The sequence below is a fragment of the Kitasatospora griseola genome (assembly GCF_044999035.1).
Classification (GTDB): domain Bacteria; phylum Actinomycetota; class Actinomycetes; order Streptomycetales; family Streptomycetaceae; genus Kitasatospora; species Kitasatospora griseola.
This window is the reverse complement of sequence record NZ_CP173360.1, coordinates 4,659,813-4,683,544: the sequence shown is the minus strand read 5'-3', so window position 1 is coordinate 4,683,544 and position 23,732 is coordinate 4,659,813. Positions and strand designations below refer to the sequence as shown.

25 protein-coding genes are annotated in these 23,732 nt (G+C 74.5%); 13 read left to right on the top strand and 12 right to left on the bottom strand.

Features of this window, described 5'->3' with window-relative positions:
• The first annotated feature begins 279 nt into the window (after positions 1-279).
• The gene (locus ACI1MP_RS21320) at positions 280-1,437 is read left to right on the top strand and encodes an acyl-CoA dehydrogenase family protein (protein ID WP_380335851.1); all 1,158 of its coding nucleotides are present in this window, start codon (positions 280-282) and stop codon (positions 1,435-1,437) included.
• Between the two features lie 65 nt (positions 1,438-1,502).
• Here the strand turns inward: ACI1MP_RS21320 and ACI1MP_RS21315 are convergent, their stop codons facing one another.
• Complete coding sequence (locus tag ACI1MP_RS21315) at positions 1,503-1,760, bottom strand: hypothetical protein (RefSeq protein WP_100588249.1); 258 nt, start codon at positions 1,758-1,760, stop codon at positions 1,503-1,505.
• A 143-nt stretch (positions 1,761-1,903) separates the two neighbouring features.
• On the opposite strand from ACI1MP_RS21315, the gene ACI1MP_RS21310 reads away from it, so the two are divergent.
• Complete coding sequence (locus ACI1MP_RS21310; protein ID WP_100588248.1) at positions 1,904-2,239, top strand: cupin; 336 nt, start codon at positions 1,904-1,906, stop codon at positions 2,237-2,239.
• A 7-nt stretch (positions 2,240-2,246) separates the two neighbouring features.
• On the opposite strand, the gene ACI1MP_RS21305 is transcribed toward ACI1MP_RS21310, so the two are convergent.
• Positions 2,247-2,828 carry a TetR/AcrR family transcriptional regulator gene (locus ACI1MP_RS21305; protein WP_100588247.1) on the bottom strand — a complete coding sequence of 194 codons (582 nt, stop codon included), beginning with the start codon at positions 2,826-2,828 and terminating at the stop codon, positions 2,247-2,249.
• A 109-nt stretch (positions 2,829-2,937) separates the two neighbouring features.
• Between ACI1MP_RS21305 and ACI1MP_RS21300 the strand changes: the two genes are divergently transcribed.
• From ACI1MP_RS21300 to ACI1MP_RS21285, 4 genes are all read left to right on the top strand, one after another.
• Positions 2,938-4,470 (top strand): MFS transporter, encoded by a 1,533-nt coding sequence (locus tag ACI1MP_RS21300; RefSeq protein WP_404869258.1) that lies wholly within the window; start codon positions 2,938-2,940, stop codon positions 4,468-4,470.
• Between the two features lie 142 nt (positions 4,471-4,612).
• The gene (gene tatA, locus ACI1MP_RS21295; protein ID WP_043914968.1) at positions 4,613-4,888 is read left to right on the top strand and encodes a Sec-independent protein translocase subunit TatA; all 276 of its coding nucleotides are present in this window, start codon (positions 4,613-4,615) and stop codon (positions 4,886-4,888) included.
• Positions 4,889-5,043: 155 nt separating this feature from the next.
• Entirely contained in the window at positions 5,044-6,369 is a 1,326-nt protein-coding gene (locus ACI1MP_RS21290; protein ID WP_404869257.1) for a hypothetical protein, read from the top strand.
• Positions 6,366-6,869: a potassium channel family protein gene (locus tag ACI1MP_RS21285; protein WP_387996272.1), complete on the top strand. Its 504-nt coding sequence runs from the start codon at positions 6,366-6,368 to the stop codon at positions 6,867-6,869. The genes ACI1MP_RS21290 and ACI1MP_RS21285 overlap by 4 nt, the downstream gene beginning before the upstream one ends.
• Here ACI1MP_RS21285 and ACI1MP_RS21280 read toward each other — a convergent pair.
• The 4 genes from ACI1MP_RS21280 to ACI1MP_RS21265 all read right to left on the bottom strand — a co-directional run bounded on the left by ACI1MP_RS21280 (position 6,866) and on the right by ACI1MP_RS21265 (position 10,533).
• On the bottom strand, positions 6,866-8,389 hold the full coding sequence (locus ACI1MP_RS21280) for a protein kinase domain-containing protein (RefSeq protein WP_404869256.1): 1,524 nt from the start codon (positions 8,387-8,389) through the stop codon (positions 6,866-6,868). The two genes, ACI1MP_RS21285 and ACI1MP_RS21280, sit on opposite strands and share 4 nt — an antisense overlap.
• A 61-nt stretch (positions 8,390-8,450) precedes the next feature.
• Positions 8,451-8,588, bottom strand: a complete 138-nt coding sequence (locus ACI1MP_RS21275) for a hypothetical protein (RefSeq protein WP_380335833.1) — start codon at positions 8,586-8,588, stop codon at positions 8,451-8,453.
• A 329-nt stretch (positions 8,589-8,917) separates the two neighbouring features.
• Positions 8,918-9,802, bottom strand: coding sequence for a hypothetical protein (locus ACI1MP_RS21270; RefSeq protein WP_380335830.1), 885 nt, complete (start codon positions 9,800-9,802; stop codon positions 8,918-8,920).
• A complete protein-coding gene (locus tag ACI1MP_RS21265; RefSeq protein ID WP_404869255.1) occupies positions 9,799-10,533 on the bottom strand; it encodes an RNA polymerase sigma factor in 735 nt (244 codons plus the stop codon). Before ACI1MP_RS21265 ends, ACI1MP_RS21270 begins: the two co-directional genes overlap by 4 nt.
• Positions 10,534-10,837: 304 nt before the next feature.
• On the opposite strand from ACI1MP_RS21265, the gene ACI1MP_RS21260 reads away from it, so the two are divergent.
• The 3 genes from ACI1MP_RS21260 to ACI1MP_RS21250 all read left to right on the top strand — a co-directional run bounded on the left by ACI1MP_RS21260 (position 10,838) and on the right by ACI1MP_RS21250 (position 13,075).
• Entirely contained in the window at positions 10,838-11,527 is a 690-nt protein-coding gene (locus ACI1MP_RS21260) for a DUF4304 domain-containing protein (protein ID WP_404869254.1), read from the top strand.
• 62 nt (positions 11,528-11,589) lie between these two features.
• Positions 11,590-12,327 (top strand): tyrosine-protein phosphatase, encoded by a 738-nt coding sequence (locus ACI1MP_RS21255; protein ID WP_404869253.1) that lies wholly within the window; start codon positions 11,590-11,592, stop codon positions 12,325-12,327.
• A 52-nt stretch (positions 12,328-12,379) separates the two neighbouring features.
• Positions 12,380-13,075, top strand: coding sequence for a class I SAM-dependent DNA methyltransferase (locus tag ACI1MP_RS21250; RefSeq protein WP_404869252.1), 696 nt, complete (start codon positions 12,380-12,382; stop codon positions 13,073-13,075).
• 107 nt (positions 13,076-13,182) lie between these two features.
• Here the strand turns inward: ACI1MP_RS21250 and ACI1MP_RS21245 are convergent, their stop codons facing one another.
• Both ACI1MP_RS21245 and ACI1MP_RS21240 read right to left on the bottom strand, forming a co-directional pair.
• Positions 13,183-13,677 carry an NUDIX hydrolase gene (locus ACI1MP_RS21245; RefSeq protein ID WP_100588238.1) on the bottom strand — a complete coding sequence of 165 codons (495 nt, stop codon included), beginning with the start codon at positions 13,675-13,677 and terminating at the stop codon, positions 13,183-13,185.
• Positions 13,678-13,737: 60 nt separating this feature from the next.
• Positions 13,738-14,016: a hypothetical protein gene (locus ACI1MP_RS21240; protein WP_380335812.1), complete on the bottom strand. Its 279-nt coding sequence runs from the start codon at positions 14,014-14,016 to the stop codon at positions 13,738-13,740.
• A gap of 210 nt (positions 14,017-14,226) precedes the next feature.
• Between ACI1MP_RS21240 and ACI1MP_RS21235 the strand changes: the two genes are divergently transcribed.
• Positions 14,227-16,686 (top strand): lysylphosphatidylglycerol synthase domain-containing protein, encoded by a 2,460-nt coding sequence (locus ACI1MP_RS21235; RefSeq protein ID WP_404869251.1) that lies wholly within the window; start codon positions 14,227-14,229, stop codon positions 16,684-16,686.
• Positions 16,687-16,688: 2 nt separating this feature from the next.
• On the opposite strand, the gene ACI1MP_RS21230 is transcribed toward ACI1MP_RS21235, so the two are convergent.
• Positions 16,689-16,916: a hypothetical protein gene (locus tag ACI1MP_RS21230; RefSeq protein WP_100588235.1), complete on the bottom strand. Its 228-nt coding sequence runs from the start codon at positions 16,914-16,916 to the stop codon at positions 16,689-16,691.
• 109 nt (positions 16,917-17,025) lie between these two features.
• On the opposite strand from ACI1MP_RS21230, the gene ACI1MP_RS21225 reads away from it, so the two are divergent.
• The gene (locus tag ACI1MP_RS21225) at positions 17,026-18,597 is read left to right on the top strand and encodes an ATP-dependent DNA ligase (protein WP_404869250.1); all 1,572 of its coding nucleotides are present in this window, start codon (positions 17,026-17,028) and stop codon (positions 18,595-18,597) included.
• 3 nt (positions 18,598-18,600) lie between these two features.
• Here the strand turns inward: ACI1MP_RS21225 and ACI1MP_RS21220 are convergent, their stop codons facing one another.
• The 3 genes from ACI1MP_RS21220 to ACI1MP_RS21210 form a co-directional block, all read right to left on the bottom strand.
• Complete coding sequence (locus tag ACI1MP_RS21220) at positions 18,601-19,413, bottom strand: ABC transporter ATP-binding protein (RefSeq protein WP_404869249.1); 813 nt, start codon at positions 19,411-19,413, stop codon at positions 18,601-18,603.
• 127 nt (positions 19,414-19,540) lie between these two features.
• Positions 19,541-20,566 (bottom strand): FecCD family ABC transporter permease, encoded by a 1,026-nt coding sequence (locus ACI1MP_RS21215; protein WP_404869248.1) that lies wholly within the window; start codon positions 20,564-20,566, stop codon positions 19,541-19,543.
• A 31-nt stretch (positions 20,567-20,597) separates the two neighbouring features.
• Entirely contained in the window at positions 20,598-21,629 is a 1,032-nt protein-coding gene (locus ACI1MP_RS21210) for a FecCD family ABC transporter permease (protein WP_404869247.1), read from the bottom strand.
• A gap of 153 nt (positions 21,630-21,782) precedes the next feature.
• Between ACI1MP_RS21210 and ACI1MP_RS21205 the strand changes: the two genes are divergently transcribed.
• Entirely contained in the window at positions 21,783-22,838 is a 1,056-nt protein-coding gene (locus ACI1MP_RS21205; RefSeq protein WP_404869246.1) for an ABC transporter substrate-binding protein, read from the top strand.
• A 22-nt stretch (positions 22,839-22,860) separates the two neighbouring features.
• Positions 22,861-23,715 carry a siderophore-interacting protein gene (locus ACI1MP_RS21200; RefSeq protein ID WP_387996301.1) on the top strand — a complete coding sequence of 285 codons (855 nt, stop codon included), beginning with the start codon at positions 22,861-22,863 and terminating at the stop codon, positions 23,713-23,715.
• Positions 23,716-23,732: the final 17 nt, after the last annotated feature.

The window sequence follows — 23,732 nt, the reverse complement described above, 5'->3', positions numbered from 1 at the left end:
TGTTTTCGGATTTCCGATTTTCTGTCGATACTCGGTCAACTTTGGCCCGGCGCACGGGTGATCACCGACGATCCCGCCAACCCGCGGAAATCCCCGGCCATTTACGGGCACGGCGAAACAGGCGGCCCACACCGGTACGACATTCGGACCAGTTTGCAGGGAGACCACCCGCGCCCGGCATTACTTGCGGTAGGTCCGGGCCGCCGCCGACCCTGGACACCACAAGCTACCGGCGATTAACTTGACTGCGCGACCAGCCGCCGCCGAAGGGAGCGCACCGTGCGCCGCACCGTCTACAACGAGGACCACGAGGCGTTCCGGGAGACCATCCGGGACTTCATCGCGAACGAGGTCGTCCCGGCCTACGAGAGCTGGGAGGAGGCCGGCCACCCGCCGCGGGACTTCTACCGCAAGCTGGGCGAGCTCGGTGTCCACGGCATCGAGGTCCCCGAGGAGTACGGCGGCGCGGGCGAGACCGGCTTCAAGTACCAGGCCGTGATCTACGAGGAGACCGCCCGCGCGGGCGTCACCTTCGGCTCCTCCGGCGTGCACACCGGCCTGGTGCTGCCGTACCTGATGGAGTACGCCACCGAGGAGCAGAAGCAGCGCTGGCTGCCGGGCTTCGTCTCGGGTGACATCATGACCGCGATCGCGATGACCGAGCCGGGCGCGGGCTCCGACCTGGCCGGCATCGCCACCACCGCGAAGCTGTCCGCCGACGGCACCCACTACGTGCTCAACGGCGCCAAGACCTTCATCACCGGCGGCGTGCTGGCCGACCTGGTCCTGGTGGTCTGCCGCACCGCCCCCCACGACCCGGCGGACCGCCGGGCCGGCCTGTCCATCCTGTGCGTGGACACCGCCTCCGAGGGCTACGCGGTCGGCCGCAAGCTGCAGAAGATCGGCCTGCGCACCTCGGACACCGCCGAGCTGTCCTTCACCGATGTGAAGGTCCCGGTGGAGAACCTGCTCGGCGAGGAGGGGAAGGCGTTCTCCTACCTGACCCACAACCTGGTGCAGGAGCGCCTGGCGATCGCGGTCGGCGCGTACGCCTCGGCGGCCGCGGCGGTGCAGTTCGCGGTGCAGTACGTCAAGGACCGCAAGGTGTTCGGCAAGGCCGTCGCCGAGTTCCAGAACACCAAGTTCTCGCTGGCCGACTGCCAGGCCCAGGTGCTCGCCCAGCAGGCCATGGTCGACCAGGCGCTGGAGCTCTACCAGAACGGCGAGCTGACGGTGGCGGACGCCGCCGCGGCCAAGCTGTTCTGCACCGAGTCGGCCTCCGAGGTGATCGACAAGTGCCTCCAGCTGCACGGCGGCTACGGCTACATCCTGGAGTACCCGATCGCCCGCCTCTACACCGACAACCGGGTGTTCCGGATCTACGGCGGCACCAGCGAGGTCATGCGCACCATCATCGCCAAGTCGCTCGGGCTGTAGGCGCACCCACCACGTCGCGGAGGCGGGCGCCCGGACCGGGCGCCCGCCTCCGTCGTCGTCCGCGATCAGTTCGCGCTGCTGCGCCAGGCCTCCAGTCCGGCCGCCGACGCGGCCTTCGCCTGGTGCATGGTGCGCTGCGCGAGCGCGGCCGGGTGGGTCTCCAACTGCTGGAACCAGCCCCGGCCCGCGTTCGCCAGGGCGACGCAGACCAGGGCCGTCCCGGTCAGTCCGACGACGGCGCCGAGCCCGGTGAGGGCCACGCCGACGGTGAGCATGCCGCGGTTCACCTGGAAACCGCCGATGAATTTCTGATTGGTCGCCATGGGTCCACCATCGGGCCGCTCCCCGGGCCCCGCACGCCGAACGGACCCCGCGTTGACCCCTGCGCGTGGCCCAGCGCGCGACACTCCGGAAGCCTGCCTAGGGTCGGGCCCGGGGGCCGCGGGGAGAGACGGAGGAGAACGCGATGACCGAGCAGCCGGCCCGGATCGACCTGAACGCGCTGGCCGAGGAGCACGCCGCCAAGGCCGCCGCCAGCCCGCACGGCCGCAGCGCACACCTGCTGCTGCACGACGGCGTGCTGCGGCAGACCGTGATCGCGCTGCGCGCCGGCGCGGCGCTGGACGAGCACAACGCCCCGGTCGCGGCCAGCCTCCAGGTGCTGCGCGGCCGGGTCGCGCTGACCGTGGCCGGCCGGCAGCAGGACGCGTCGGCGGGCGAGCTGCACTCGATCCCGCAGGAGCGGCACGGCCTGCTCGCCCACACCGACGCGGTGGTGCTGCTCACCGCCGTCACCGCCTGACCGGCCCTCAGGGCCGGCCGAGCACCTCGCCGGACACCAGCGACATCGCCCGCAGGTAGTCCTCGCCGCCGGGCACCCCGTCCGGGTCGATCAGCCAGTGCGCGGCCTGGCCGAGCAGCAACGACTGGTAGAACACGCCCTTGGCGAGCTCGTCGGGGGTGTCCTCGTGCTCGGCCTTCCCCTGGAACAGCGCGGCCAGGCCGAGCCGGCCCAGCTTCTGCGCCTCGGCCAGTTGCTCACGCAGCCTCGGCAGGCTCTCCAGCTGCCCGAGGATCTCGAACTGCACCGTCCACAGCCCCCGGTGCGTGGCGAAGCTGTCCCGCATGGCGTCCCAGGAGCGGACGAACCGCTCCTTCGGGTCGGCGATGTCCGCCGAGGAGGCCAGCGCCGTGCCGACCGCGGCGCCCCACTCCCCCATCGCCTCCACCAGCGCCTGGATCAGCAGCGCGTCCTTGGAGCCGTAGTGGTAGCCGATCGCGGCCAGGCTGACGCCCGCCCCGCTGGCGATGTCCCGGGCGGTGGTGCGCCCGTAGCCCTTCTCGTACAGGCAGTGCTTGGCGCTGGCCAGCAGGTCCTCGCGATTTCCCATGCGCCGATGCTACGGCAGTCCAAGACAGTTGTCTTGCTCGAACGTCTGGAACATTTGATTGAGACGCTTGTACTAGACAGCCGTGCAAGACGTCCGTACAGTCCTCGGCATGACCACCGACCACGGCCGCGCCGGCCGACGCGAATGGCTGGGCCTCGCCCTCCTCCTGCTGCCGACCCTCGTCCTCGCCACGGACATGGGCGTGCTGTTCTTCGCCGTCCCGTTCATCGCCACCGACCTGCGACCCAGCGGCACCCAGCAGCTGTGGATCATGGACATGTACTCGTTCCTGCTGGCCGGGCTGCTGATCCCGATGGGCGCGCTGGGCGACCGGATCGGCCGGCGCCGGCTGCTGATCGGCGGCACCGCCGCCTTCGCCGCGGCCTCGCTGGTGGCCGCCTGGGCGGACGGGGCGAACCAGCTGATCGCCGCCCGGGCCCTGCTGGGCGTCGCCGGAGCGGTCTTCGGGCCCTCCACCCTGGCCCTGGTGCGCAACATGTTTCCCGACCCCAAGCAGCGGCAGGCCGCGATCGGCGCGTGGAGCGGCGTCATGATGGCCGGCGCCACCCTCGGACCGGTGATCGGCGGCGTGCTGCTGGAGCACTTCTGGTGGGGCTCGGCCTTCCTGATCGCCGTCCCCGTGATGCTGCTGGTGATGGCCGCCGCGCCGGTCCTGCTGCCCGAGTACCGCGCCCCGCAGCGGGGCCGCTTCGACCTGCTCGGCGCCGCCCTGTCCGTCGCCACCGTGCTGCCCGTGGTCTACGGCATCAAGACCCTCGCGGTGGACGGCTGGAGCACCCGCCCCGTGCTGGTCCTGGTCGCCGGCCTGCTGGTCGGCGCCGGCCTCGCCGTCCGGCTGCGCACCGCCGCGCACCCGCTGATCGACCTGTCGCTGTTCCGGATCCGCACCTACAGCGGAGCGATCACCGTCAACACCATCGCGATGTTCGCCATGATGGGCTTCACCCTCTTCACCTCGCAGTACCTGCAGCTGGTCAAGGGCTACGGGCCGCTCGCCGCCTCGCTCTGGGCGCTGCTGCCCAGCGTCGGCGTCGGCGCGGCGGTCGGCGGGTTCGGCGCGCTGGCCGGCCGGGTGCGGCCCGCGGTCCTGCTCACCGCCGGGTTCCTGGCCAGTGCCGCCGGCTTCGCCGCGATGGCCTTCGTCACCCCCGGCTCCTCGCTGGCCCTGCCGCTCACCGCCGCCGGGATCATCGCCGCCGGCGCGGTCGGCACCGTCTCCATCACCGGCGAGATGGTGCTCTCCGCCGCCCCCGCCGAACGGGCCGGCGCCGCCGGGGCCACCTCCGAGACCGCCCAGGAACTCGGCAGCTCGCTCGGCATCGCGGTGCTCGGCGCGGCCGGCGCCGCGGTGTACCGGTCCCGGATGGACGGCTCCGCCCCCGACGCTGCCCGCGACACCCTCGGCGGGGCCGTCACCACCGCGGCCCACCTGCCCGCCGACACCGCCGAGCAGCTGCTCTCCACCGCCCGCGACGCCTTCACCGCCGGAATGCACCTGGCCGCGGTCGTCGGAGTCGTGGTGATGCTCGGCGCCGCCCTCGCCGCCCACCTGCTGATGCGCCACCTGCGCCCCGTGCAGCAGCCCGCCGGAAAGAACTCCCAGGTGGTACAGACCACATGACTCGTATCACCTGCATTTCGGCCGCTGTTTGCCGACGGGTGTATACGTTCGCCGACAAGGCCAGGCATACTGGCCGGGTCGGGCTTCCCGCCCGGCCCAGACGTCACAGCGAGAACTTCCACGAAAGGACCGGTGGTCAGGGATGTTCCGTAACGGTCTTGAGCCCTGGCACATCGCCATCATGGTGGTGGTGCTGGTCCTGCTGTTCGGCTCGAAGAAGCTGCCCGAGATGGCCCGCGGCCTCGGCAAGTCGATGCGCATCCTGAAGGCCGAGACCAAGGCCCTGCGCGAGGACGACGCCCCCGCCGCCGAGGCGCAGAACGGCACCGCCGCCTCGCAGGCCGAGCAGCCCCGTCAGGCCGTCGAGCCGACCGTGGTCACCAAGGCCACCGAGACGCCGAAGTCGACCACGGCCTGACACCCCGTCGGCCCCCGGGCCGTCGTCGCAGGTCTTCCGGAGCCCCGGACCGCCCCGTCGCGGTCCGGGGCTCCGTCGTCGCACCCGAGTGGCTGGCCGCCCCGTCCTGGTATCTGCTGGTAGTCACCTGACGGCGGCTCACCTGGACGGTAACGATGACGGCGGAATCCCCGGACGACCGTGAACTCGAGGCGCTGCGCGCCCGGGTCGCCGACCTGGAGTCCCAGGAGCCGGCCCGCCGGCACCATCGGGTCCGGTCGTTCTTCGCCGCCGTGCTGATCGTGCTGGCCGCGGTGCTCACCCCGTTGGCCGTGGTCGCCTCCTGGAGCCGGGCGCAGGTCACCGACACCGGTCGGTTCGTGTCGACGATGGCGCCGCTGGCGTCCGACCCGGCCGTGCAGGGCGCGGTCGCCAACCGGGCGACGGACGCGATCATGCAGCAGCTGCCGATCTCCGACCTGCTGAACGAGGTCGCCCCGACCGACCGGCCGGCCCTGAACGCGGCGCTCGGCAGGATCGGGCCGGCGCTGACCGACGGACTGAGCGGCTTCGTCCACAGCCAGGTGCTGAACGTCGTCCAGTCGGACGCGTTCGCGGGCATCTGGGAGGGCATCCTGCGCAACGCGCACGCCGCGTTCACCAACGTGCTGACCGGGCAGGGCGGCGGCGCGGTGCAGGTCAAGGGCGACACCGTCAGCCTGGACCTGGCGCCGGTGATCGCCCAGGTGAAGGACCGGCTGGTGGCCAACGGGGTGGGGCTGGCGGCGAAGATCCCCGAGGTGCACACCGACTTCGTCCTGGTGCAGTCGGACACGGTGAAGAAGGCGCAGACCGGGCTGCGGCTGCTCGACCTGGCCGGGTTCTGGGTGCCGGTGCTGGCGGTGCTCTGCGCCGTCGGCGGCATCCTGCTGGCCGTGCGCCACCGCCGGGCCACCGTCACCACGGCGCTCGCGATGGCCGTCGCGGCGGGCCTGCTGGGCATCGGGCTGACCGTGTTCCGGGCGCTCTACCTGGACAGGCTGCCCACCGACGTCGACCAGGCCGCCGCGGCGGCGATCTACGACACCCTGGTGCGCTACCTGCGGGCTGCGGTCCGGATGCTGCTGGCGCTGGGCATCGTGATCGCGCTGGCCGCCTGGCTGACCGGGTCCGGGCGGCGGGCCGGCTGGGTGCGGCAGCTGTGGCAGGCGGGCCTGGGCGCGGTCCGGCGGGCCGCCGAACGGATCGGGATGCGGCTGGGCCCGGTCGGCCGCTTCGTGCACCGGCGGAAGGCCTGGCTGGGCTGGGGCGCGGTGGTGGTGGCCGCGATCGTGCTGCTCACCTGGGGCTACCCGACGGCGGTGGTGGTGCTCTGGATCGCGGTGGTGCTGCTGGCCGTCCTCGCGGTGCTGGAGTTCCTCGACACCCCGCCCGCCGAGCCGTCGGGAATCGCCGACGGACCGTCGGACGCCTCCGGTGACGGGAAGGCCGACCCGGCATGAAGGAACTGGCCCGGATGTACCTCGCGCTGCTGGGCGGGCCGGTGCTGCTGCTGACGGCCTACTTCGTGGTGCCGCTGGACTGGTTCGGGCCGCACCACCCGCTGGTCAGCTGGCTGACCTTCGTCGCCCTCCTCACACTGGTCGGGGCGGGCCTGCTGCGCGAGGCCCGGCGACAGATGCTGGGCCACCCGGGGCGGCCCGTCCCGGTGATCCTGACGCTGCTGTCCGGGGCGCTGGTGGTGTTCTCTGCGGCGTACCTGGGGATGGCCAAGCAGCCGGGCGAACTGGTCGGCCTGACCACCAAGGTCGACGCGCTGTACTTCACGGTGATCACCATGGCGACCGTCGGCTACGGCGACATCCACCCGTCCGGACAGGTGGCCCGGGTCGTGGTGATGATCCAAGTGCTGTACACCGTGGTGTTCCTGACCACGGGTGTGACGGCGCTGAGCCGCCAGGTGAGGACCCGGACGATCAGCCGGGCCCGCGGCGGGGGCTAGTCCCGCTGGGCCTGTGCGTGCACGGCGGCGAGCGCGGCGTTCAGGCGGTTCGTCCAGTTGCCCAGCGTGGGAGGGTCGACGGCCTTGCGCTTCTGGAGGTCGCGGAGCAGCCGCTGGGCGTCCTTGAGGGCGCCCTCGGCGTCGTCGGCGCGGTGGTCGTTGACGTCCTGGGCGGCCTGGTCGAGGAGGCTGGTCAGGGCGTCCTGGCGGTCGCCCTCGCGGGTGAAGGCGGTCTGGGCGATGTCGGCGCGCAGTTGGGCGAGCTGGGCGACCACGGTGGTCTTCGGGGTGGCGGACGGCTTCGGCGAGGAGCTGGGGCGGGCCGAGGCGCTGGGGGACGGGGAGGCGGCGGGGGCGCTGCCGCTGCTCGTGACGGACGGCGCGCCGGCCGCCGGCTGGGCGTTCGTGGCGGGGTCGTTGCCGCCGCCGCTGAGCGAGAACGCCGCGATGCCGGCCACGCAGGCGAACACCGCGGCGCCGACGCCCGCGTACACCAGCGGGTTGCGGCCGCGCCGGGGCGCGGGCTCCTCGTCCTGCCGACGGGCGGGCATCGGCATCGGCATCGGCGGGAGCACCGAGGTGCGGTGCTGCTCGGTCCAGGGCGGCTGCTGCGGGGGCGGCGGCGCCATGGTCGCGGGGACGGGCGGCAGCACCTGGGTGGCGGCGGCGAGCAGCACGGCGGTGCGGTCGGCGGGGGCGGCCGGGACGGCGGCGAGCAGTTCGGCGGCGGCGGCGTTCGCGTCGGCGGGGCGCTCGGCAGCGTGCTTGGCGAGCAGGCGCATGATCGCGGCGTCCAGCGCGGGCGGCACGTCCGGGCGGACGGCGGCGGGCGGCACCGGGTACTCGGTGACGTGCTTGAAGGCGATCGCGACGGGGGTGTCGGCGGTGAACGGCGGTGCGCCGGTGAGCATTTCGAACAGCACGCAGCCGACGGCGTACAGGTCGGCGCGGGCGTCGACCTCCCCGGCGGTGGCCTGTTCCGGGGAGAGGTAGGCGGCGGTGCCGACCACCGAGGCGGCCTGGGTGAGCTGCTGGCCGGAGGAGGAGCCGACCCGGGCGATGCCGAAGTCCACCACCTTCACCCCGCCGTCGTGGGTGATCATGATGTTGCCGGGCTTGATGTCGCGGTGCACCAGGCCCTGGGCGTGCGCGGCGGACAGCGCGTCCAGGACGGCGGCGGCGATGCCGACGGCGCGCTCCACCGGCAGGGTGCCCTGGTCGGCGATCAGCCGGCCCAGGGTGTCGCCGTGCACCAGCTCCATCACCAGGTACGGGGAGCCCTGGTCGAGGCCGGAGTCGAAGACCGTGACGATCCGCGGGTGCGACAGCAGGGCGGCCAGCCGGGCCTCGCGGGCGAACCGCTCGGCGAACCGGGGGTCGTCGGCGAGGCCGCCGTTGAGCACCTTCACCGCGACCGGGCGGCCCAACTGGTGGTCGAGGGCCCGGTAGACGGTGGCCATTCCGCCGACGCCGAGTATCTCGCCGAGCTCGTAACGCCCGTTCATCGCGCGTCCGATCATCGGATACTCCCCTCACCTCGGTCGGGCACCCGTGAACCATAGCGGGCGCGGCACCGGCCCCCTACGGGCGCTGCACCAGCAGGGCGGCGAGCAGGGCCGCCAGCGCCGCGGACAGCAGGGCGCGGACGGTCCCCGGCGAGCCTTGCTGGGCCCGTCGGGCGGCGCGTTCGACGCGCGGCGAGGTACGCGGGAAGCTCATCGCCAGCTCGCCTGGCGGTGCGTCAGGTCGGTCACCGGGGACTCCAGAGGTCTTCGGGCAGGACGCCGGGGTGGGCCCCGGACGGACGGTGGACCCGGGGGAGTTCAGCCGTCCGTCCGGAGCGGTTCCGGACGGCCGCGGACCCGGGGGAGTCCATGGGCCGACCGGAGCAGTGTCCGGACGGGCAGGGCCCGGGGGAGCCGTGCGCCCGTCCGGAGGTCGGTCCGGGCCGGCCGGCGGGCACAGGGGAACCCGTCGACCGTCCCGGAGTCGGGGCCGGTCGGGCGGTGGACCCGGGGGGAGTGCCCACCGCCCGACCGGAGTCGGTGTCAGTCCTGGTCGTCGCCCCCGCCCCTGGACTGCTGGTTGCCGCGCCCCGGCCGCCCCGGCCAGGACGCCGACGGCGAGGCGCTGCTGGACGCGGACGGCCCGGCCTGCGGACGGCCTCGGCCGTCGCCGTCGCCGTTCTGGCCGCCGCTCTGGGCGTCGCCGCGGGTGAGCTGCGCGCAGTACCCGGTCACCCGCTCCGGGGCGCCGGCCGCCCGCAGCAGGTCGGCCAGCGCCGAATCGGCGGCGGCCTCCTTCGGCTTGACGCCGGCCGAGACTCGCGCCGCGAAACCGCGGCACAGCGCGGCCAGGTCGGGCGGCTGCCCGGGCTGGGTGGACGGCGGGTCGGAGGGCCGGCCGGACGCCCCGCCCGGACGGGTGGCGGCGGTGGACGGCTTCGCGGTGCGGCTCGGCGGGGCGGCGCCCGTCACGGGTGCGTCGGGCGTGCCCGAGGGCGACGCGGGCGCGGCCTTGACGGCCGGCGGGGCCGGGGCGGGACCGCCCAGGACCTCGGGCAGCCGGCCCGTCCCGGCGGCGACGGCGACCCCGCCGACGGCGGTCACGCCCAGCGCGACGGCCATGGCCTTCGCGCTGAGGGCCCGCGCGAGCGCGGTGTCCGCCATCTTTCGTCTCCGGTGCTGACTGGGGGCCGGCTGGCGACGAGCCTGCCGGAACGCGGCCATCGCTCCCTCTTCACCGGGCAGCGGGCCGTCGCCTGTCGCCCCGGCCGCCGCGGCAGCGGCGAGCAGGGCGGCGAGCTCGGGCCGCCCCGGCGCGGGCTGCTGCCCGGCGGAGGGGTCCTGACCGGCCACCGGGTCGACCGTCGCACCGCCGAGCAGCTGCTCCGCGGTGGTGCGATCGATCCGGCGGGATCGGTTGGTGCTCATCTCATATCCCTCAGCGTCGGCACCTGCGCCGGTGTCACACCTTGCGCGGAAGTTTTTTTCCCGGCCGCCCGGCCGGGTACCCCGGCGGCCGCTCCCCCGGTCTGGTCAAGGGTCCTGGCGAGCCGCCGCAGCCCCCGGTGCGCGGCCATCCGGACGCTGCCGGCCCGCTTGCCCAGCACCTTCGCGGCGCTCTCCGCGTCCAGTCCGAGCACCACCCGCAGCAGCACCGCCTCGGCCTGGTCGGGCGGCAGCGAGGCGATCAGCGCGAGCGCGTCGGAGGTCGCGACGGTGGCCATCGCCTGGCCCGCGGTGTCCTCGGCGGCGGCCAGCTCGGCCAGGTACTCCACCGGCAGGTCGGCGACCGGGCGGCGGCGCACCCGGCGCAGGTGGTCCATCGCCCGGTTCCGGGCGACGGTCACGGCCCAGCCGCGGAAGCCGTCCGCGTCGCCGCGGAATCCCGGCAGGTCACGGGCGATCTGCAGCCACGCCTCGGACGCGATGTCCTCGGCGTCCTCGGCCCTGCCGCCGACCAGCACCCGCAGGTAGCGCAGCAGCCCGGGCTGGACGGCCCGGAACAGGACCCGGAACGCCTCCTCGTCACCGTCCTGGGCGGCCCGGACGGCCGCGCCGAGATCGGCCCGTCGGCCCGCCGGGCGGTCCGGTGCGTCCGGACGGCCGCGCCGGGCGCCGTCGTCCGCCCCGTGATGTTCAGCACTGTGCACCCGCCACATGATGCGCCATCCGGGTGCCCCGGCCCAGCCGCGGGGCGCGGCACGGGCGGTGACGGAGCGGTGGCGGCCCCGTGTGGGGCCGGGTGCCGCCGGGTGCGCGGGCGGTGCAGGCCGACGGGCCGTCAGCTTCGGGACCAAGGACCCGGACCGGCCCGACCTTCGTCCCGTCGGGCGCTGTCGTTCGCCCACGGTCGCACCCCACTCTCAGGACATATCGTGCAAAAGAGGGACATTCCGTCCCGATCCGGAGCGCGGCGGCCGCCCGCCCGCCGCCGCACCGCCACGAAAGACACCGGGAGACGCCATGAGCACCGCCCAGGAGCTGTACACGACGGGAATCCGCGAGCACTTCGCGCCCGCCCTGCGCGCCCTCGGCTTCCGGGGCTGGCGGCACTCGTTCTCGCTGCCCGACGACGACCGGTGGGCGGTGCTCGGCGTCCAGGCGGCGCACACGGACGGGCGGGTGCGCTACACCGTCAACCTGTCCGTCACCGACAAGGCCGCGTGGGACCGGAGGAGCATCCGCCCGGACGCCAACACGCTCACCGGTCTTGAACGTTGGCACGCCCCGATCGGCGAGGTGATGCCGGTCGGCGGCGAGGTCTGGTGGGAGGTCGCGCCCGGCCCGCGCTGGCTGGTCGCCGTCGAGGACTCGGTGGCCGCCGTCCGCGGCTACGCGCTGCCCGAACTGCGCCGCCGGCTGCGCCCCGACGACCGCGGGCCCTACCTGCTCCCCGCCGCCCTCGACGGCGTCAACAACGCCCTCGCGATCGCCGGCGTCGCCCGCATCCAGCGCGCCGAACTCGCCGACGGTGTCCTTGAGTTGCACGGCGCGTGGAGCCGCCACGACCCGGCCGCCCAGCAGGTCCTGGCCGGCGCCGCCCGCGGCTTCCTGTCCGCCCGCGACCGGCGCTTCGGGCTGGTCCGGGTGCTCGACACCCTAGGCCGCCCGCTCTGGGAGTTCCCCGCCGGGAACCACGACGGAGCGGACTGAGTCCCAGTCAGTACCGGCACAGCAACGCGCCGGCACTGAGCAGCACCTCCGGGGGGAAGCACATGACGGGGACCGCCACCGCGTCCGGCACAGCACTGTCGCACGAGCAGCGACAGCTCGACTGGGACGGCTGCCTGAACGTCCGTGACCTGGGCGGCCTGCCCACCCGCGACGGCCGGCGCACCCGCACCGGCGCGATCGTCCGCGCCGACAACCTCGACCGGCTCACCGCCGAAGGCCAGAACGCCCTGCTCCACTACGGCGTGCGGACCGTCATCGACCTGCGCGACCAGGTCGAGTACCGGCCGCTGCTGCCCACCCCCGACACCGTCGACCTGGTCCGCGTCCCGCTGGACGCGCTGGCCGGCCCCGACTGGTGGGCCCGTTTCGGCGCCCTCGACGGCACCCCGCTGTCCTTCCGCCCCTACCTCGACCACTGCCGCGACGCCGTCTCCCGCCTGGTCGCCGCCGTCGCCCACGCCCGGGACGGCGCGATCGTCGTGCACTGCGGCGCCGGCCGCGACCGCACCGGCCTGGCCGCGCTCGTCCTGCTCGCCCTCGCCGAGGTCGAACCCGCCGCGATCACCGAGGACTACCTGCAGTCCGCGCCGAACCTGCGCCCGCTGTGGACCCTCCTCGACCGCCCCGACGAGGAAGCCGGCATCGCCCGCGTCCTCGCCGACGCCGGCACCACCGCCGAGGGCGCGCTGCACGCGGTGCTCGCCGAATTCGACGCCCCGCAGTGGCTGCCCGCCGCGGACGTCGCCGCCGTCCGAACCCGGCTGCTCCGGGCGAACTGACGATCCGTTAAATGGTTCGCGCCCCCGCCGGGCGCGAACCATACTGCGCCGCATGGTGGATTTCGCCCTGTTCGACACCCGCGGCTACCCGACCGTCGACGTCCGCACCGGCTACGCCGGCTGGGTCGACAGCTACGAGCAGACCGTCCAGGACGCGATGGACGTCGACGTCCTCGCCCGACTCACCGTCCCCGTCTGGCCCGACGCCCGCACCGCCGTCGACCTCGGCTGCGGCACCGGCCGCACCGGCGCCTGGCTGCGCGACCGCGGCGTCGGCGCGATCGACGGCGTCGACCTCACGCCCGAGATGCTGCACCGCGCCCGCGACCGCGGCGCCCACCGCAGCCTCACCGAGGCCGACCTCGCCGCCACCCGGCTGCCCACCGCCGCGTACGACCTCGCCGCCTGCTCCCTCGTCGACGAGCACCTCGCCGACCTCGCCCCGCTCTACCGCGAGGCCCACCGCCTGGTCCGCCCCGGCGGCCTCTTCGTCCTGGTCGGCCTCCACCCCGCCTTCATCATGTCCGCCGGCATGCCCACCCACTACGACGGCCCCGACGGCCCCGTCGCCATCACCACCCACGTCCACCTGGTCAGCGACCACCTCACCGCCGGCCTCGCCGCGAACTGGCAACTCGCCGAGATGCGCGAACAGACCGTCGGCGACGAGTGGATCGCCCTCAAGCCCAAGTGGTCCCGCCACCGCGGCCGACCGGTCTCGGCGGCGTACGTCTGGCGCAAGGTTTAGGGCCTGTCCGGCCCTGGGGGGGCGCGAAACGCAGGCGGGCGGGAAAGGGGAGCGCGAAACGCAGGCGGGCGGGAAAGCCGGGGCGCCTTCCCGCCCACCTGCTCGGGTCAGAAGCCGGAGTTCGGCGCCGTCACCACCCGCGCCCGCCCGTCCGCCCGCGCAGCGAGTCCCGCTTCGAGGCGGAGTGCCCGGGCCGGTCCGAGCAGGGCCAGCGCCTCGGGGACGGTCGCCCACCGGTACGCGTCGAGCTCGCCCTCCGGCAGGACGATCGGGGTCTCGGCCGGGAAGACGCCCAGGTCGAACAGGAAGTGGCAGGCCGGATGGCCGAGTTCGCCGCTGGGGTGGGTCCAGGCCACGACCAGCAGGTCGCCCGCCTCGCGGTGCAGCCCGGTCTCCTCGTGGAGCTCGCGGGTGGCGCACTGCTGCGCGTTCTCGCCGAGGTCGACGGTGCCGCCGACGAACTGCCAGTTGTCCCGGTAGCCGGCCTTGACGACGAGGACGCGTCCCTCGGGGTCGGTGATCAGGCAGCCCGCGGCGGCGAACACGCGGTGCAGGGAGTTCAGCCAGTCCTCGCGGGAGGCGAACTCGGGGGCGTCGGCCATGGGACTCCTTCGGCGGGGGTGGCAGCTTGCGGCGCCAACTCTCTCACCCCCGCCGGGGGTTCAGTGCTCCGAATGCCGTTCCGCGCCGCGGTGCCGGTGGCCGGGCAGTTCGGTGTGGGCGGCGGGCCCGTCGGCCGGGCCGGCCGCCTCCGGTGTCCGGCGCCCGCCGTGGCTGAACTCGACGTCGCCGGGGTAGCCGCCGGTGTCGGCGGCGCGCGCGGTGTCCGTGTGCAGCTGCGGCGCGAGGGGCGCCGGATCGGTTTCCATGGTGCGGTGCTCCAGCACCTGCTCGCTGCCCCTGCGGAGCCTGCTCGTCGTGTCGGTCGATCGCTTGGTCATCGCCGACCTCCCTTCCACGGCCTTCCTCAGGCCTTCCTCGGCCTTCCCAAGACCTTCCTGGAACCTTCCTCGGCCTCCGTCGGACCTTCTCGGCCGTCTCCGACCCGATCGGCCCGATATGCCCATTATCAGCCCGTATCCATGACAACGCCTCGAACTCCCTTTACCGAAAGGCCAGCTCAGGACCCTCGCGGTGTGGGACCATGCCGCGTGGCCACGGTGATACAAGCCGACGAATCCAAGGAACAGCGCACCGCACCATCCGCCCCGCGCAGCGGGCTCGCGGACCGGGTCCGACACCCGGCCGCCCTCATCCGCCTGCTCTCCGGACTGTGCTGGATCGCCCTGGTGCTGCTGCTGGCGGGCTATGCCCGCTCCTCCGCGCTGGGCCTGGACACCGACGTGTCGCGCTTCGCCGATCTGCTGCCCTGGCCGCCCGTCCAGCTCGCGGCGGCGCTCTGCGGCGGCGCACTGCTGCTGGTGCCGCTGGGCTACGCCGTCGACCGGCTTCTGCGCGCCGACGGCCGCCGGGTCGCCGACGGCGTCCTCGCCGCCGTCCTCGCGTACGGCCTCTCGCTCGGCCTGGACCTGCTGGCCGGCGACCTGACCACGCTCACCCACGCGCTGCCCGGCGGCGCCGGCCGGACCGACCCGGTGTACGGACACCTCGCGCCGGTGGTGGCGTTCATGACCGCGATCGGCACGGCCGGCATGCGCCGCTGGCGCAGTGCGCTGGCGGTCACCCTGACGCTGTCCGGCCTGTCGGGGCTGATCACCGGGTACGCCACCCCGCTGTCGCTGGTGCTGTCGCTGCTGCTCGGCTGGACCACCGCGCACGCCACCCGGTACGCCGTCGGCGAGCCCGTCGGCACGCCCACCGAGGGCCAGATCGGCGCCGCGCTGGCCGCCTGCGGGGTGCGCCCCGACGCGGTGCTCGCGGTCGGGTCGAGCCGCTACCTGGTCACCCAGCACGACGGCCGCCCCGACCTGGACGTCCACCTGCTCGACCGGCACGTCCAGGCCAGCGGGCTGCTCGGCCACCTGTGGCTGGCGCTGCGGCTGCGCACCGCGCCCCGTCCGCTCGGCCTGCGCCCGCTGCGCGCCGGGCTGGAGCACCAGACCCTGCTGGGCCACGCCGCCACGGCCGCGGGCGCGCGCACCCGGACGCCCGTCGCCGCCGTCGAGCTGAGCCCGGACGCCGCGCTGGTCGCCTACCACCGGATCGACGCCCGGCCGTTCGCCGAGCTCTTCGCCGAATGCACCCCGCCGACCGACTCGGCGGAGCCGGACGGCGTCCCCGAGATCACGCCGACCGACGCGGAACTCCGCGACGCCTGGCAGCAGCTGGCGCTGCTGCAACGCCGCCGGATCGCACACCGCTCGCTCTCCCCGCAGACCGTGCTGCTGGACGCGGAGGGCCGGGTCCACCTGGTCGGGCTGGCCCGCGGCGAGATCGCGGCCGGCGACCTGCTGCTGCGGCTGGACGTCGCCGGGATGCTCGCCGTCCTCGCCGTCCACGCCGGGCCCGAGCGGGCGGTGCGGGCCGCGATCGAGGTGCTCGGGCAGGGCCCGGTCGGCGCGGCGCTGCCGCTGCTGCAGCCGATCGCGCTGGCCCGCGACACCCGCGCCGCGCTAGCCCGCCACAAGAAGCTGGCCTGCGAGCTGCGCGCCGAGGTGCAGCGGCAGATGCCGCAGGCCGCCACCGAACCCGTCCGGCTGGAGCGGCTGCGCCCGCGTACCGTCCTCACCGTGGTCGCCGGGATCGCCGCCGCGTTCCTGCTGCTCCAGTTCCTGTTCGGGATGGACAAGAACCCGGTCACGCTGGTCGCCGATGCCGACCCGCTGTGGCTGGCCGCCGCGGCGTTCTTCGCCGCGGTCAGCTACCCGGTCGCCACCTTCGCGTTCAGCGGCTTCGTCCCGGAGAAGCTGTCGTTCCGGGCCACCCTGGCCGCCCAGACCGCCGGTTCCTTCGTCAAGCTGGTCTCCCCGGGCGGCCTCGGCGGCCTCGCCCTGAACACCCGGTACCTGCAGTGCGCGGGCATCCCCACCGCGCAGGCGCTGTCCAGCATCGGCGCCACCCAGCTGTTCGGCCTGGTGCTGCACATGCTGCAGCTCGCCGTGTTCACCGCGCTGGTCGGCACCGACAAGGGGCCGCTGGGCGCCGAGAACTCCAGTTTCCCGAGCGGCCTGGTGCTGCTGCTGGGCGCGATCGGCGTGGCCGTCGTCGCGGTGTCGGTGGCCGCGGTGCCCTCGCTGCGGCGGCGCGCCCAGACGCTGCTGCGGCCGCTGCGCGCCGAGGTGCTGCCGCGCCTGCTCGACCTGGCCCAGCAGCCCGGCAAGCTCGCCCTCGGCGTGGCCGGGCAGCTGCTGGTGTCGATGTGCTTCGTGCTGAGCCTGTACTGCTGCACCCGCGCGGTCGGCCAGTACCCGGGGTTCAACGCGGTCGCGGTCAGCTTCCTGACCGGCAACGCGGTCGGCAACGTCGCGCCGACCCCGGGCGCGGTCGGCGCGGTGGAGGGGCTGCTCTCCGGAATGCTGGTGATGACCGGGGGCATGGACAAGGGCACCGCGCTCGCCGCGGTGCTGCTGTACCGGCTGCTCACGTTCGTCCTGCCGCTGCTGCCGGGCTGGGCCGCGTTCGCCTGGCTCCAGCGCCGCCGGGCGATCTGACCTCAGTCCGCCCGGTGGTCCTCGTCCCCCACCCCGACCTCCCGGATCTGCTCCACCGCGTCCCCCTCGTCCGCCGGCGCCGCCCCCAGCTCGCGCTGCCGCCGCAACACCTCCAGGTCGTCCACCTCCGGCTCCACCGCCTCCCGCTCCTCCTCGACACCCTCCAACACGGTCGGCGTCGACTCGTCGTCGTCCTCGGGATACTCAGGGTTCTCCGCATTCAGGCGCATACCGCCAGTATCCGGCGGAACCGCCCGGAACGGTCACCTTTCGGGCGGCGGGTCTCGTGTCCCGGCTCGTACGGTGGGGACGGGGCCGGTGCGGTGGAGGGTGGTCGGGATGCTGGTGGCGGAGGTGGCCGGGGCGTCGGCGCGGCTGGCGGGGACGGCGGCGCGGTCCGAGAAGGTGCGGGTGCTGGCGGAGCTGTTCGGACGGGTCTCGGCCGAGGAGGCGCCGGTGGTGGTGGCGTACCTGGCCGGGCGGCTGCCGCAGCGGAAGGTCGGGGTGGGGTGGCAGACGCTGCGCGAGCGGCCCGCGCCCGCCGCCGGGGCGACCCTCGGAGTGCTGGAGCTGGACCGCCGACTGTCCGCGCTCGCAGCCCTCGCCGGGCCCGGTTCGCAGCATGAACGCAAGCGCCAGGTGGGCGAGTTGATGGCACTGGCCACCGAGCAGGAGCAGCACTTCCTGCTCGGCCTGCTCTCCGGCGAGCTGCGCCAGGGCGCGTTGGACGCGTTGGCGGTGGAGGGCCTGGCGGCAGCCGTCGGCGCACCGGCCGACGCGGTCCGGCGGGCACTCATGCTGTCGGGCGAACTCGGCCCGCTGGCCGGACAGTTGATCACCCGCGGCCCGGCCGCGCTGGACGCCTACCGGCTGACCGTCGGCCGCCCGGTGCAGCCGATGCTGGCGCAGAGCGCGAAAGACGTGGACGAGGCCCTGGACCGGCTCGGCCCGTGCGTGGTCGAGGAGAAGCTGGACGGCATCCGCATCCAGGTGCACCGGAACGGCGACGAGGTGCGCGTCTACACCCGCACGCTCGCCGAGATCACCGACCGACTTCCGGAAGTGGTGGCGCGGGTACGGGAGTTGCCGCAGCGGCGGCTGGTGCTGGACGGCGAGGTGCTGGCCCTGGACGAGCGAGGACTGCCGCGACCGTTCCAGCAGACCTCCGGCCGGGTCGGCTCGCACGCCGAGACCGGCGTGACCGGCGGGACCGGCGGGACCGGCGGAACCGGCGGAACCGGCGAACTCCCGCTGTCCGCCGTCTTCTTCGATCTGCTGCTGACCGGCGACCGGGATCTGCTGGACGCCCCCGCCGCCGAACGCCACACCGAACTGGCCGCCCTGGCACCGGAGTCCGCCCGGGTCCGGCAGCTTCGGGTGGACGACCCGTCCGATCCCGAACAGCGGCGGCTGGCCCGCGAGTTCACCCGTGCGGCGACCGACGAGCACCGGCACGAAGGGGTGGTGGTGAAGTCGCTGGACGCGCCGTACAGCGCGGGCCGGCGCGGCTCGTCCTGGCTGAAGGTGAAGCCCGTCCACACCCTCGACCTGGTGGTGCTGGCCGCCGAATGGGGGCACGGCCGCCGCACCGGGCGGCTGTCCAACCTGCACCTGGGGGCCCGGCGGCCGGACGGGACGTTCGCGATGCTCGGCAAGACGTTCAAGGGCCTCACCGACAGCCTGCTGGAGTGGCAGACGGCGCGGCTGCGGGAGCTGGCGGTCCGCGAGGAGCGGTGGGGCGTGGTGGTGCGGCCCGAGCTGGTGGTGGAGATCGCCTTCGACGGCGTCCAGCGCTCCAGCCGCTACCCGGACGGGGTGACGCTGCGCTTCGCCCGGGTGCTGCGCTACCGGGAGGACAAGGGCGCCGCCGAGGCCGACACCGTGGAGTCCGTGGCGGCGCTGCTCCGATGACCCTCAATTCCCGGCGGTTGCCCGGCGGTTGGCGGCCGGGACGACCAGCGGGGTGCCGGTCTCCGGGTCGGGGATCACCCGGCACGGCAGGCGGAACACCTCCTCGACCAGCTCGGCGGTGACCACGTCCTGCGGGGGTCCGGCGGCGACCAGTCGGCCGTCGCGCAGAGCGATGAGGTGGGTGGCGTAGCGGGCGGCCTGGTTGAGGTCGTGCAGCACGGCGACCAGGGTGCGGCCCTGTTCGCGGTGCAGCCGGGCGCAGAGGTCGAGGACCTCGATCTGGTGCGCGATGTCCAGGTAGGTGGTGGGCTCGTCGAGCAGCAGCAGCGGGGTCTGCTGGGCCAGCGCCATGGCGATCCACACCCGCTGCCGCTGGCCGCCGGACAGCTCGTCCACCGACCGCTCCGCCAGGTCCGCGACCCCGGTGTCGGCCATCGCCTCCGCGACCACCCGCTCGTCCTCCGCCGACCACTGGCGCAGCACTCCCTGGTGCGGGTACCGCCCGCGGGAGACCAGTTCGGTCACGGTGATGCCGTCCGGCGCGACCGACGACTGCGGCAGCAGCCCGAGCGTCCGCGCCACCTGCTTGGCCGGCAGCGTGGCGATCGACTGCCCGTCCAGCAGCACCTGGCCCGCCGTCGGCTTCAGCGTCCGCGACAGCGCCCGCAGCAGGGTGGACTTGCCGCAGGCGTTCGGCCCGACCACCACGGTGAACGAGCGGTCGGGGATGTCGACGCTCAGGCCCTCCGCGATGACGCGCTTCTCGTACGCGAGGGTCAGCGCACGACCGGCGAGACGGGACTCGGGCTGGGCCATGGGGCGGCTCCGTTCAGGACGGGGGCGGGTAGTGGGGGACGGACAGCGGCAGGTGGGAAAGCGCTTCCCGACAGCAACGGGAAAGCGCTTGCCCGCCGCCCCCGAGAAAGCGCTTTCCCGCACCCGTTCACAACCGGCCCGCCCGGCGCTGCCCGGCGAGCAGCCAGAGCAGGTAGCCGCCGCCGAGGACGCCGGTCACCACGCCGACCGGCAGTTGGCGGTCGGCGAACAGGTGCTGAGCGGCGAAGTCGGCGGTGACCAGCAGGGCGGCGCCGGTGCAGGCAGAGGCGGCCAGGTTGGGGCCGGGGGCGCCGGTGAGCCGGCGGGCGAGTTGAGGGGCCGTCAGTGCGACGAAGTTGACCGGTCCGGCGGCGGCCGCGGCGAGGGCGGCGAGCAGGACGGCCGCGCCGAGCAGCGCGAGGCGCAGGCGTTCGGGGCGCACCCCGAGGCCGGCGGCCGCGTCGTCGCCGAGTTCGAGGGCGCGCAGCCCGGGACCGCAGCCGATGAGCACCACCGGGAGCAGCACCGCGAGGGCGATCGCCAGCGGTCGGGCCTGGTCCCAGCCGCGGCCGTCGAGGCTGCCGGTGAGCCAGAGCACCGCGCGCGCGGCGTCCATGAGTTGGGCGCGGGTCAGCAGGTAGCCGTTGACGCCGGTGAGGATCGCGGCGGTGCCGATGCCGACCAGCACCAGCCGGGCGCCCTGGAGGCCGCCGCGCCGGGCCAGCGCGTAGATCGCGGCGCCGGTGAGCAGGCCGCCCGCCACCGCCCCGCCGGCCAGCGCCCGGCTGCTGCCGCCCGCCACCACGACCACCAGTGCGCCGGTGGACGCGCCCTGGGTGAAGCCGAGGATGTCGGGGCTGCCGAGCGGGTTGCGCACCAGCGTCTGGAACAGCGCGCCGGCCAGTGCCAGCGCCGCGCCGACCAGCAGTGCGGTGGCGACCCGGGGCAGGCGCAGCTGGTTGACGATGAAGTCCTCGGCGGGGCTGCCGTCGCCGAGCAGCGTGCGCACCACGTCGCCGGGGGCGAGCGGGTAGTCGCCGTGGCCGAGCGCGAACACCGCCGCGACCAGTGCCACCAGCAGCGCCCCGCCACAGGCGGCCAGCGCCCGGGGCCGGTACCGCACGGAGTACCGGGCCACTCGCAGCGTCCTCATGCGGGCCGCCTCTCGCGTCGTGTCCGCGCCGTCATGCCCGGGCCCTCCCCCGTCGTGCGAAGTACAGGAAGAACGGACCGCCGAGGACGGCCGTGACGATGCCGACCTGGAGTTCGCCGGGCCGTCCCAGCACCCGGCCGAGCACGTCGGCGCCGAGCAGCAGCACGGGCGCGAGCACCGCGCAGTACGGGAGCAGGCGGCGCAGGTCGGGGCCGGTGAGGGCGCGGACCAGGTGCGGGATCATCAGGCCGACGAAGACGATCGGCCCGCAGGCGGCGGTGGCCGCGCCGCAGAGCAGGGTGACGGCGAGGATCGCGGCGGCCCGGACCGCCCCGGGCCGGGCGCCGAGGGCGCGGGCCGCGTCGTCACCGAGGGCGAGCGCGTTCAGCGGGCGGGCGAGGCCCAGGGCGAGCAGCGCGCCGACGGCGACGAACGGCAGCATCCCGAGCACGGTGGACAGTTGCGCACTGGCGAGCGAGCCGACCGTCCAGAAGCGCATCCGGTCGAGCGAGGCGGCGTCCAGCAGCATCACGGCGCTGACGTACGAGTACAGGGTGGCGTTGAGCGCGGAGCCGGCCAGGGCGAGCCGGGCGGGGGTGGCGGCGCGTCCGCCGCCGACGGCGTAGACCAGTACCGAGACGGCGGCCGCGCCGGCCAGTGCCCACCAGACCCAGCCGGTGAAGGAGTTGACGCCGAGGAAGGCGACAGCGGTGGCGACCGCGGCGGAGGCCCCGGCGTTGATGCCGAGCAGTCCGGGGTCGGCCAGCGGGTTGCGGGTGAGGGCCTGCATGACGCCGCCGGCCAGGCCGAGCGCGGCGCCGGCGAGCAGGCCGAGCAGGGTGCGCGGCAGGCGCATCTCGTGCACGACGGTCCAGCCGGGGGCGGTCGGGTCGGTCAGTCCGTGCCAGACCTCGGCGAGGCTCAACTGCCGTGCGCCCAGGCCGAGGCTGAGCAGCAGGACGGCGAGCAGGACGAGCAGCGCGGCGGCCGGGCCGAGGGCGCGCGGGAGGCCGCGGCGGGCGGCGCCGGTGCGGGGTGTCGGGAGGGAGCGGGTGGTGCTCAAGGGTGCTCCGGATCGGTCGGGGACTGCCGGCGCGGGCCTCGGAGGCCCGACCCGCCGGAACTTAGGTTAGGTTAACCTACCTAGCGCCTGCCGCTCCCGGTCGGCCTTCCCGCGCCCCGCGCCGACTCCCCTGCTCCGAACCGAGGTACCGCCATGCCGCTCCCCCTCCGCCCGACCCGTCGCGGCCTGCTCGCCACCGGCGGCGCGACCGCTCTCGGCGCGGTGCTCGCCGCCTGCGGATCCTCCGGCGGCAAGGATTCCGGCAAGGGCGCCGACCAGGCCTCGGGCGGCGCGAACTCCGTTGCCGGCAAGGGCCCGTGGAGCTACACCGACGACCGCGGGAAGACCGTCACCGCCAAGTCCACGCCCACCCGGGTGGTGGCCTTCACCGGCGCGGCCGCCGCCCTCGCCGACTTCGGCCTGGACAAGCAGCTGGTCGGCGTCTTCGGCGAGACCAGGGCCGCCGACGGCAAACCCGACCCGCAGGCCGGCAGTCTGAACATCGATCAGGTCGAGATCATCGGCAACGCCTGGGGCGAGTTCTCCATCGAGAAGTACGCGGCGCTCCGCCCCGAGCTGCTGGTGACCCACATGTACGAACCGGACGCCCACTGGTACGTGCCGGACGAGTCCAAGGACAAGATCCTGCAGCTCGCCCCCGCGGTGCTGACCTCCACCGGCCGGGTGTCGATCAGCCGGCCGATCGAGCACTACGCCAAGCTCGCCGAGTCGCTGGGCGCGGACCTGACGGCGCCGAAGGTGGTCGACGCCAAGGCGCGCTTCGAGCGGGCCTCCGAGGCACTGCGCCAGGCCGTCAAGGCGGCCGGCGGGATCAAGGTGATGGCCTGCTCGGGCAGCGCCGACCTGTTCTACGTCTCCAACCCGAAGGTCTCCTGCGACCTGATCCACTTCGCCGAGCTGGGCGTGGAGTTCGTGCAGCCGGAGAAGACCGACGGCGGCGACTACTACGAGGGCCTGAGCTGGGAGAACGCCGGCAAGTACGCGGCGGACCTGCTGCTGCTCGACCAGCGCTCCACCGCCCTCCAGCCCAAGGACCTGGCCGCCAAGCCCGCCTGGGGGCAGCTGCCGGCGGTGAAGGCCGAGCAGATCACCCCGTGGGACGCGGTGCCGCGGTTCTCGTACGCCGGGTTCGCCCCGCTGCTGGAGCGGCTGACCGCCGCGGTCCAGAAGTCCCGGAAGCTGAGCTGAGACCCGTCCGAAAGGCAGTCGAATGACCGGCCAGGCACAGGAGTTCGCGTTCTTCCCCGCGCAGGTGGTGGGCACCTGCCGACTCGGCCCGACCATGCTGCGGGTCACCTTCGGCGGTGCGGCGCTGGCAGGCTTCGCGAGCGGCGGGCGCGACCAGTCCTGCTCGTTGTTCCTGCCGCACCCGGGGCAGCCCGAGCCGCTGCTCCCGTACCGGGACGGCGAGGGCTGGTTCGCGGCCTGGCGGGCGCTGCCGGCGTCCGAGCGGGCGGTGATGCGCTCGTACACCGTGCGCGCCCGGCGCGCCGAACCCCCGGAGCTGGACGTGGACTTCGCGCTGCACGGCACCGACCCGGACGACCCGTCCCCGGCCGGCCCGGCGGCCCGCTGGGCCGCGGCGGCGGCGCCCGGCGACCGGGTGGTGCTGCTCGGCCCGGCCGTCGCCGACAACCGCTCGGTGGGGTTCCGCCCGCCCGAGGGCACCCGCACCGTCCTGCTGCTGGCCGACGAGACGGCGCTGCCCGCGGTCGGCGGCATCCTGGAGTGGCTGCCGGCTGGCGCCCGCGCGCTGGTGTGGATCGAGGTGCCGGATGCCGCCGACATCCAGGACCTGTCCGACGCCGAGCAGGTGGACATCACCTGGCTGATCCGCGAACCCGGCGCGCCGTCCCGGCTGCTGACCTCCCTTCGGGAGGCCGAGCTGCCCGCCGACGCCTTGTACGCGTGGATCGCCGGCGAGGCCGGGACCGTCAAGGCGCTGCGTCGGCACCTGGTGCGCGAGCGCGGGCTGGACCGGCGCGCGGTGTCCTTCGCCGGCTACTGGCGGCGCGGCGCGTCCGAGGACCGGCTGCGCGAGGAGGCGTACGGCGAGACTTCCTGACGGGCCGTGACCACCGG

Bases quoted from the DNA above. Each gene is read 5' to 3' on its own strand.
- ACI1MP_RS21265 (WP_404869255.1), bottom strand. From the start codon at position 10,533: ATGTGGCGGGTGCACAGTGCTGAACATCACGGGGCGGACGACGGCGCC.
- ACI1MP_RS21280 (WP_404869256.1), bottom strand. From the start codon at position 8,389: ATGATCGGACGCGCGATGAACGGGCGTTACGAGCTCGGCGAGATACTC.
- ACI1MP_RS21260 (WP_404869254.1), top strand. From the start codon at position 10,838: ATGAGCACCGCCCAGGAGCTGTACACGACGGGAATCCGCGAGCACTTC.
- ACI1MP_RS21290 (WP_404869257.1), top strand. From the start codon at position 5,044: ATGACGGCGGAATCCCCGGACGACCGTGAACTCGAGGCGCTGCGCGCC.
- ACI1MP_RS21240 (WP_380335812.1), bottom strand. From the start codon at position 14,016: ATGACCAAGCGATCGACCGACACGACGAGCAGGCTCCGCAGGGGCAGC.
- tatA (WP_043914968.1), top strand. From the start codon at position 4,613: ATGTTCCGTAACGGTCTTGAGCCCTGGCACATCGCCATCATGGTGGTG.
- ACI1MP_RS21275 (WP_380335833.1), bottom strand. From the start codon at position 8,588: ATGAGCTTCCCGCGTACCTCGCCGCGCGTCGAACGCGCCGCCCGACGG.
- ACI1MP_RS21215 (WP_404869248.1), bottom strand. From the start codon at position 20,566: ATGAGGACGCTGCGAGTGGCCCGGTACTCCGTGCGGTACCGGCCCCGG.
- ACI1MP_RS21230 (WP_100588235.1), bottom strand. From the start codon at position 16,916: ATGCGCCTGAATGCGGAGAACCCTGAGTATCCCGAGGACGACGACGAG.
- ACI1MP_RS21315 (WP_100588249.1), bottom strand. From the start codon at position 1,760: ATGGCGACCAATCAGAAATTCATCGGCGGTTTCCAGGTGAACCGCGGC.
- ACI1MP_RS21250 (WP_404869252.1), top strand. From the start codon at position 12,380: ATGGTGGATTTCGCCCTGTTCGACACCCGCGGCTACCCGACCGTCGAC.
- ACI1MP_RS21270 (WP_380335830.1), bottom strand. From the start codon at position 9,802: ATGAGCACCAACCGATCCCGCCGGATCGATCGCACCACCGCGGAGCAG.
- ACI1MP_RS21245 (WP_100588238.1), bottom strand. From the start codon at position 13,677: ATGGCCGACGCCCCCGAGTTCGCCTCCCGCGAGGACTGGCTGAACTCC.
- ACI1MP_RS21200 (WP_387996301.1), top strand. From the start codon at position 22,861: ATGACCGGCCAGGCACAGGAGTTCGCGTTCTTCCCCGCGCAGGTGGTG.
- ACI1MP_RS21310 (WP_100588248.1), top strand. From the start codon at position 1,904: ATGACCGAGCAGCCGGCCCGGATCGACCTGAACGCGCTGGCCGAGGAG.
- ACI1MP_RS21300 (WP_404869258.1), top strand. From the start codon at position 2,938: ATGACCACCGACCACGGCCGCGCCGGCCGACGCGAATGGCTGGGCCTC.
- ACI1MP_RS21225 (WP_404869250.1), top strand. From the start codon at position 17,026: ATGCTGGTGGCGGAGGTGGCCGGGGCGTCGGCGCGGCTGGCGGGGACG.
- ACI1MP_RS21205 (WP_404869246.1), top strand. From the start codon at position 21,783: ATGCCGCTCCCCCTCCGCCCGACCCGTCGCGGCCTGCTCGCCACCGGC.
- ACI1MP_RS21255 (WP_404869253.1), top strand. From the start codon at position 11,590: ATGACGGGGACCGCCACCGCGTCCGGCACAGCACTGTCGCACGAGCAG.
- ACI1MP_RS21220 (WP_404869249.1), bottom strand. From the start codon at position 19,413: ATGGCCCAGCCCGAGTCCCGTCTCGCCGGTCGTGCGCTGACCCTCGCG.
- ACI1MP_RS21285 (WP_387996272.1), top strand. From the start codon at position 6,366: ATGAAGGAACTGGCCCGGATGTACCTCGCGCTGCTGGGCGGGCCGGTG.
- ACI1MP_RS21305 (WP_100588247.1), bottom strand. From the start codon at position 2,828: ATGGGAAATCGCGAGGACCTGCTGGCCAGCGCCAAGCACTGCCTGTAC.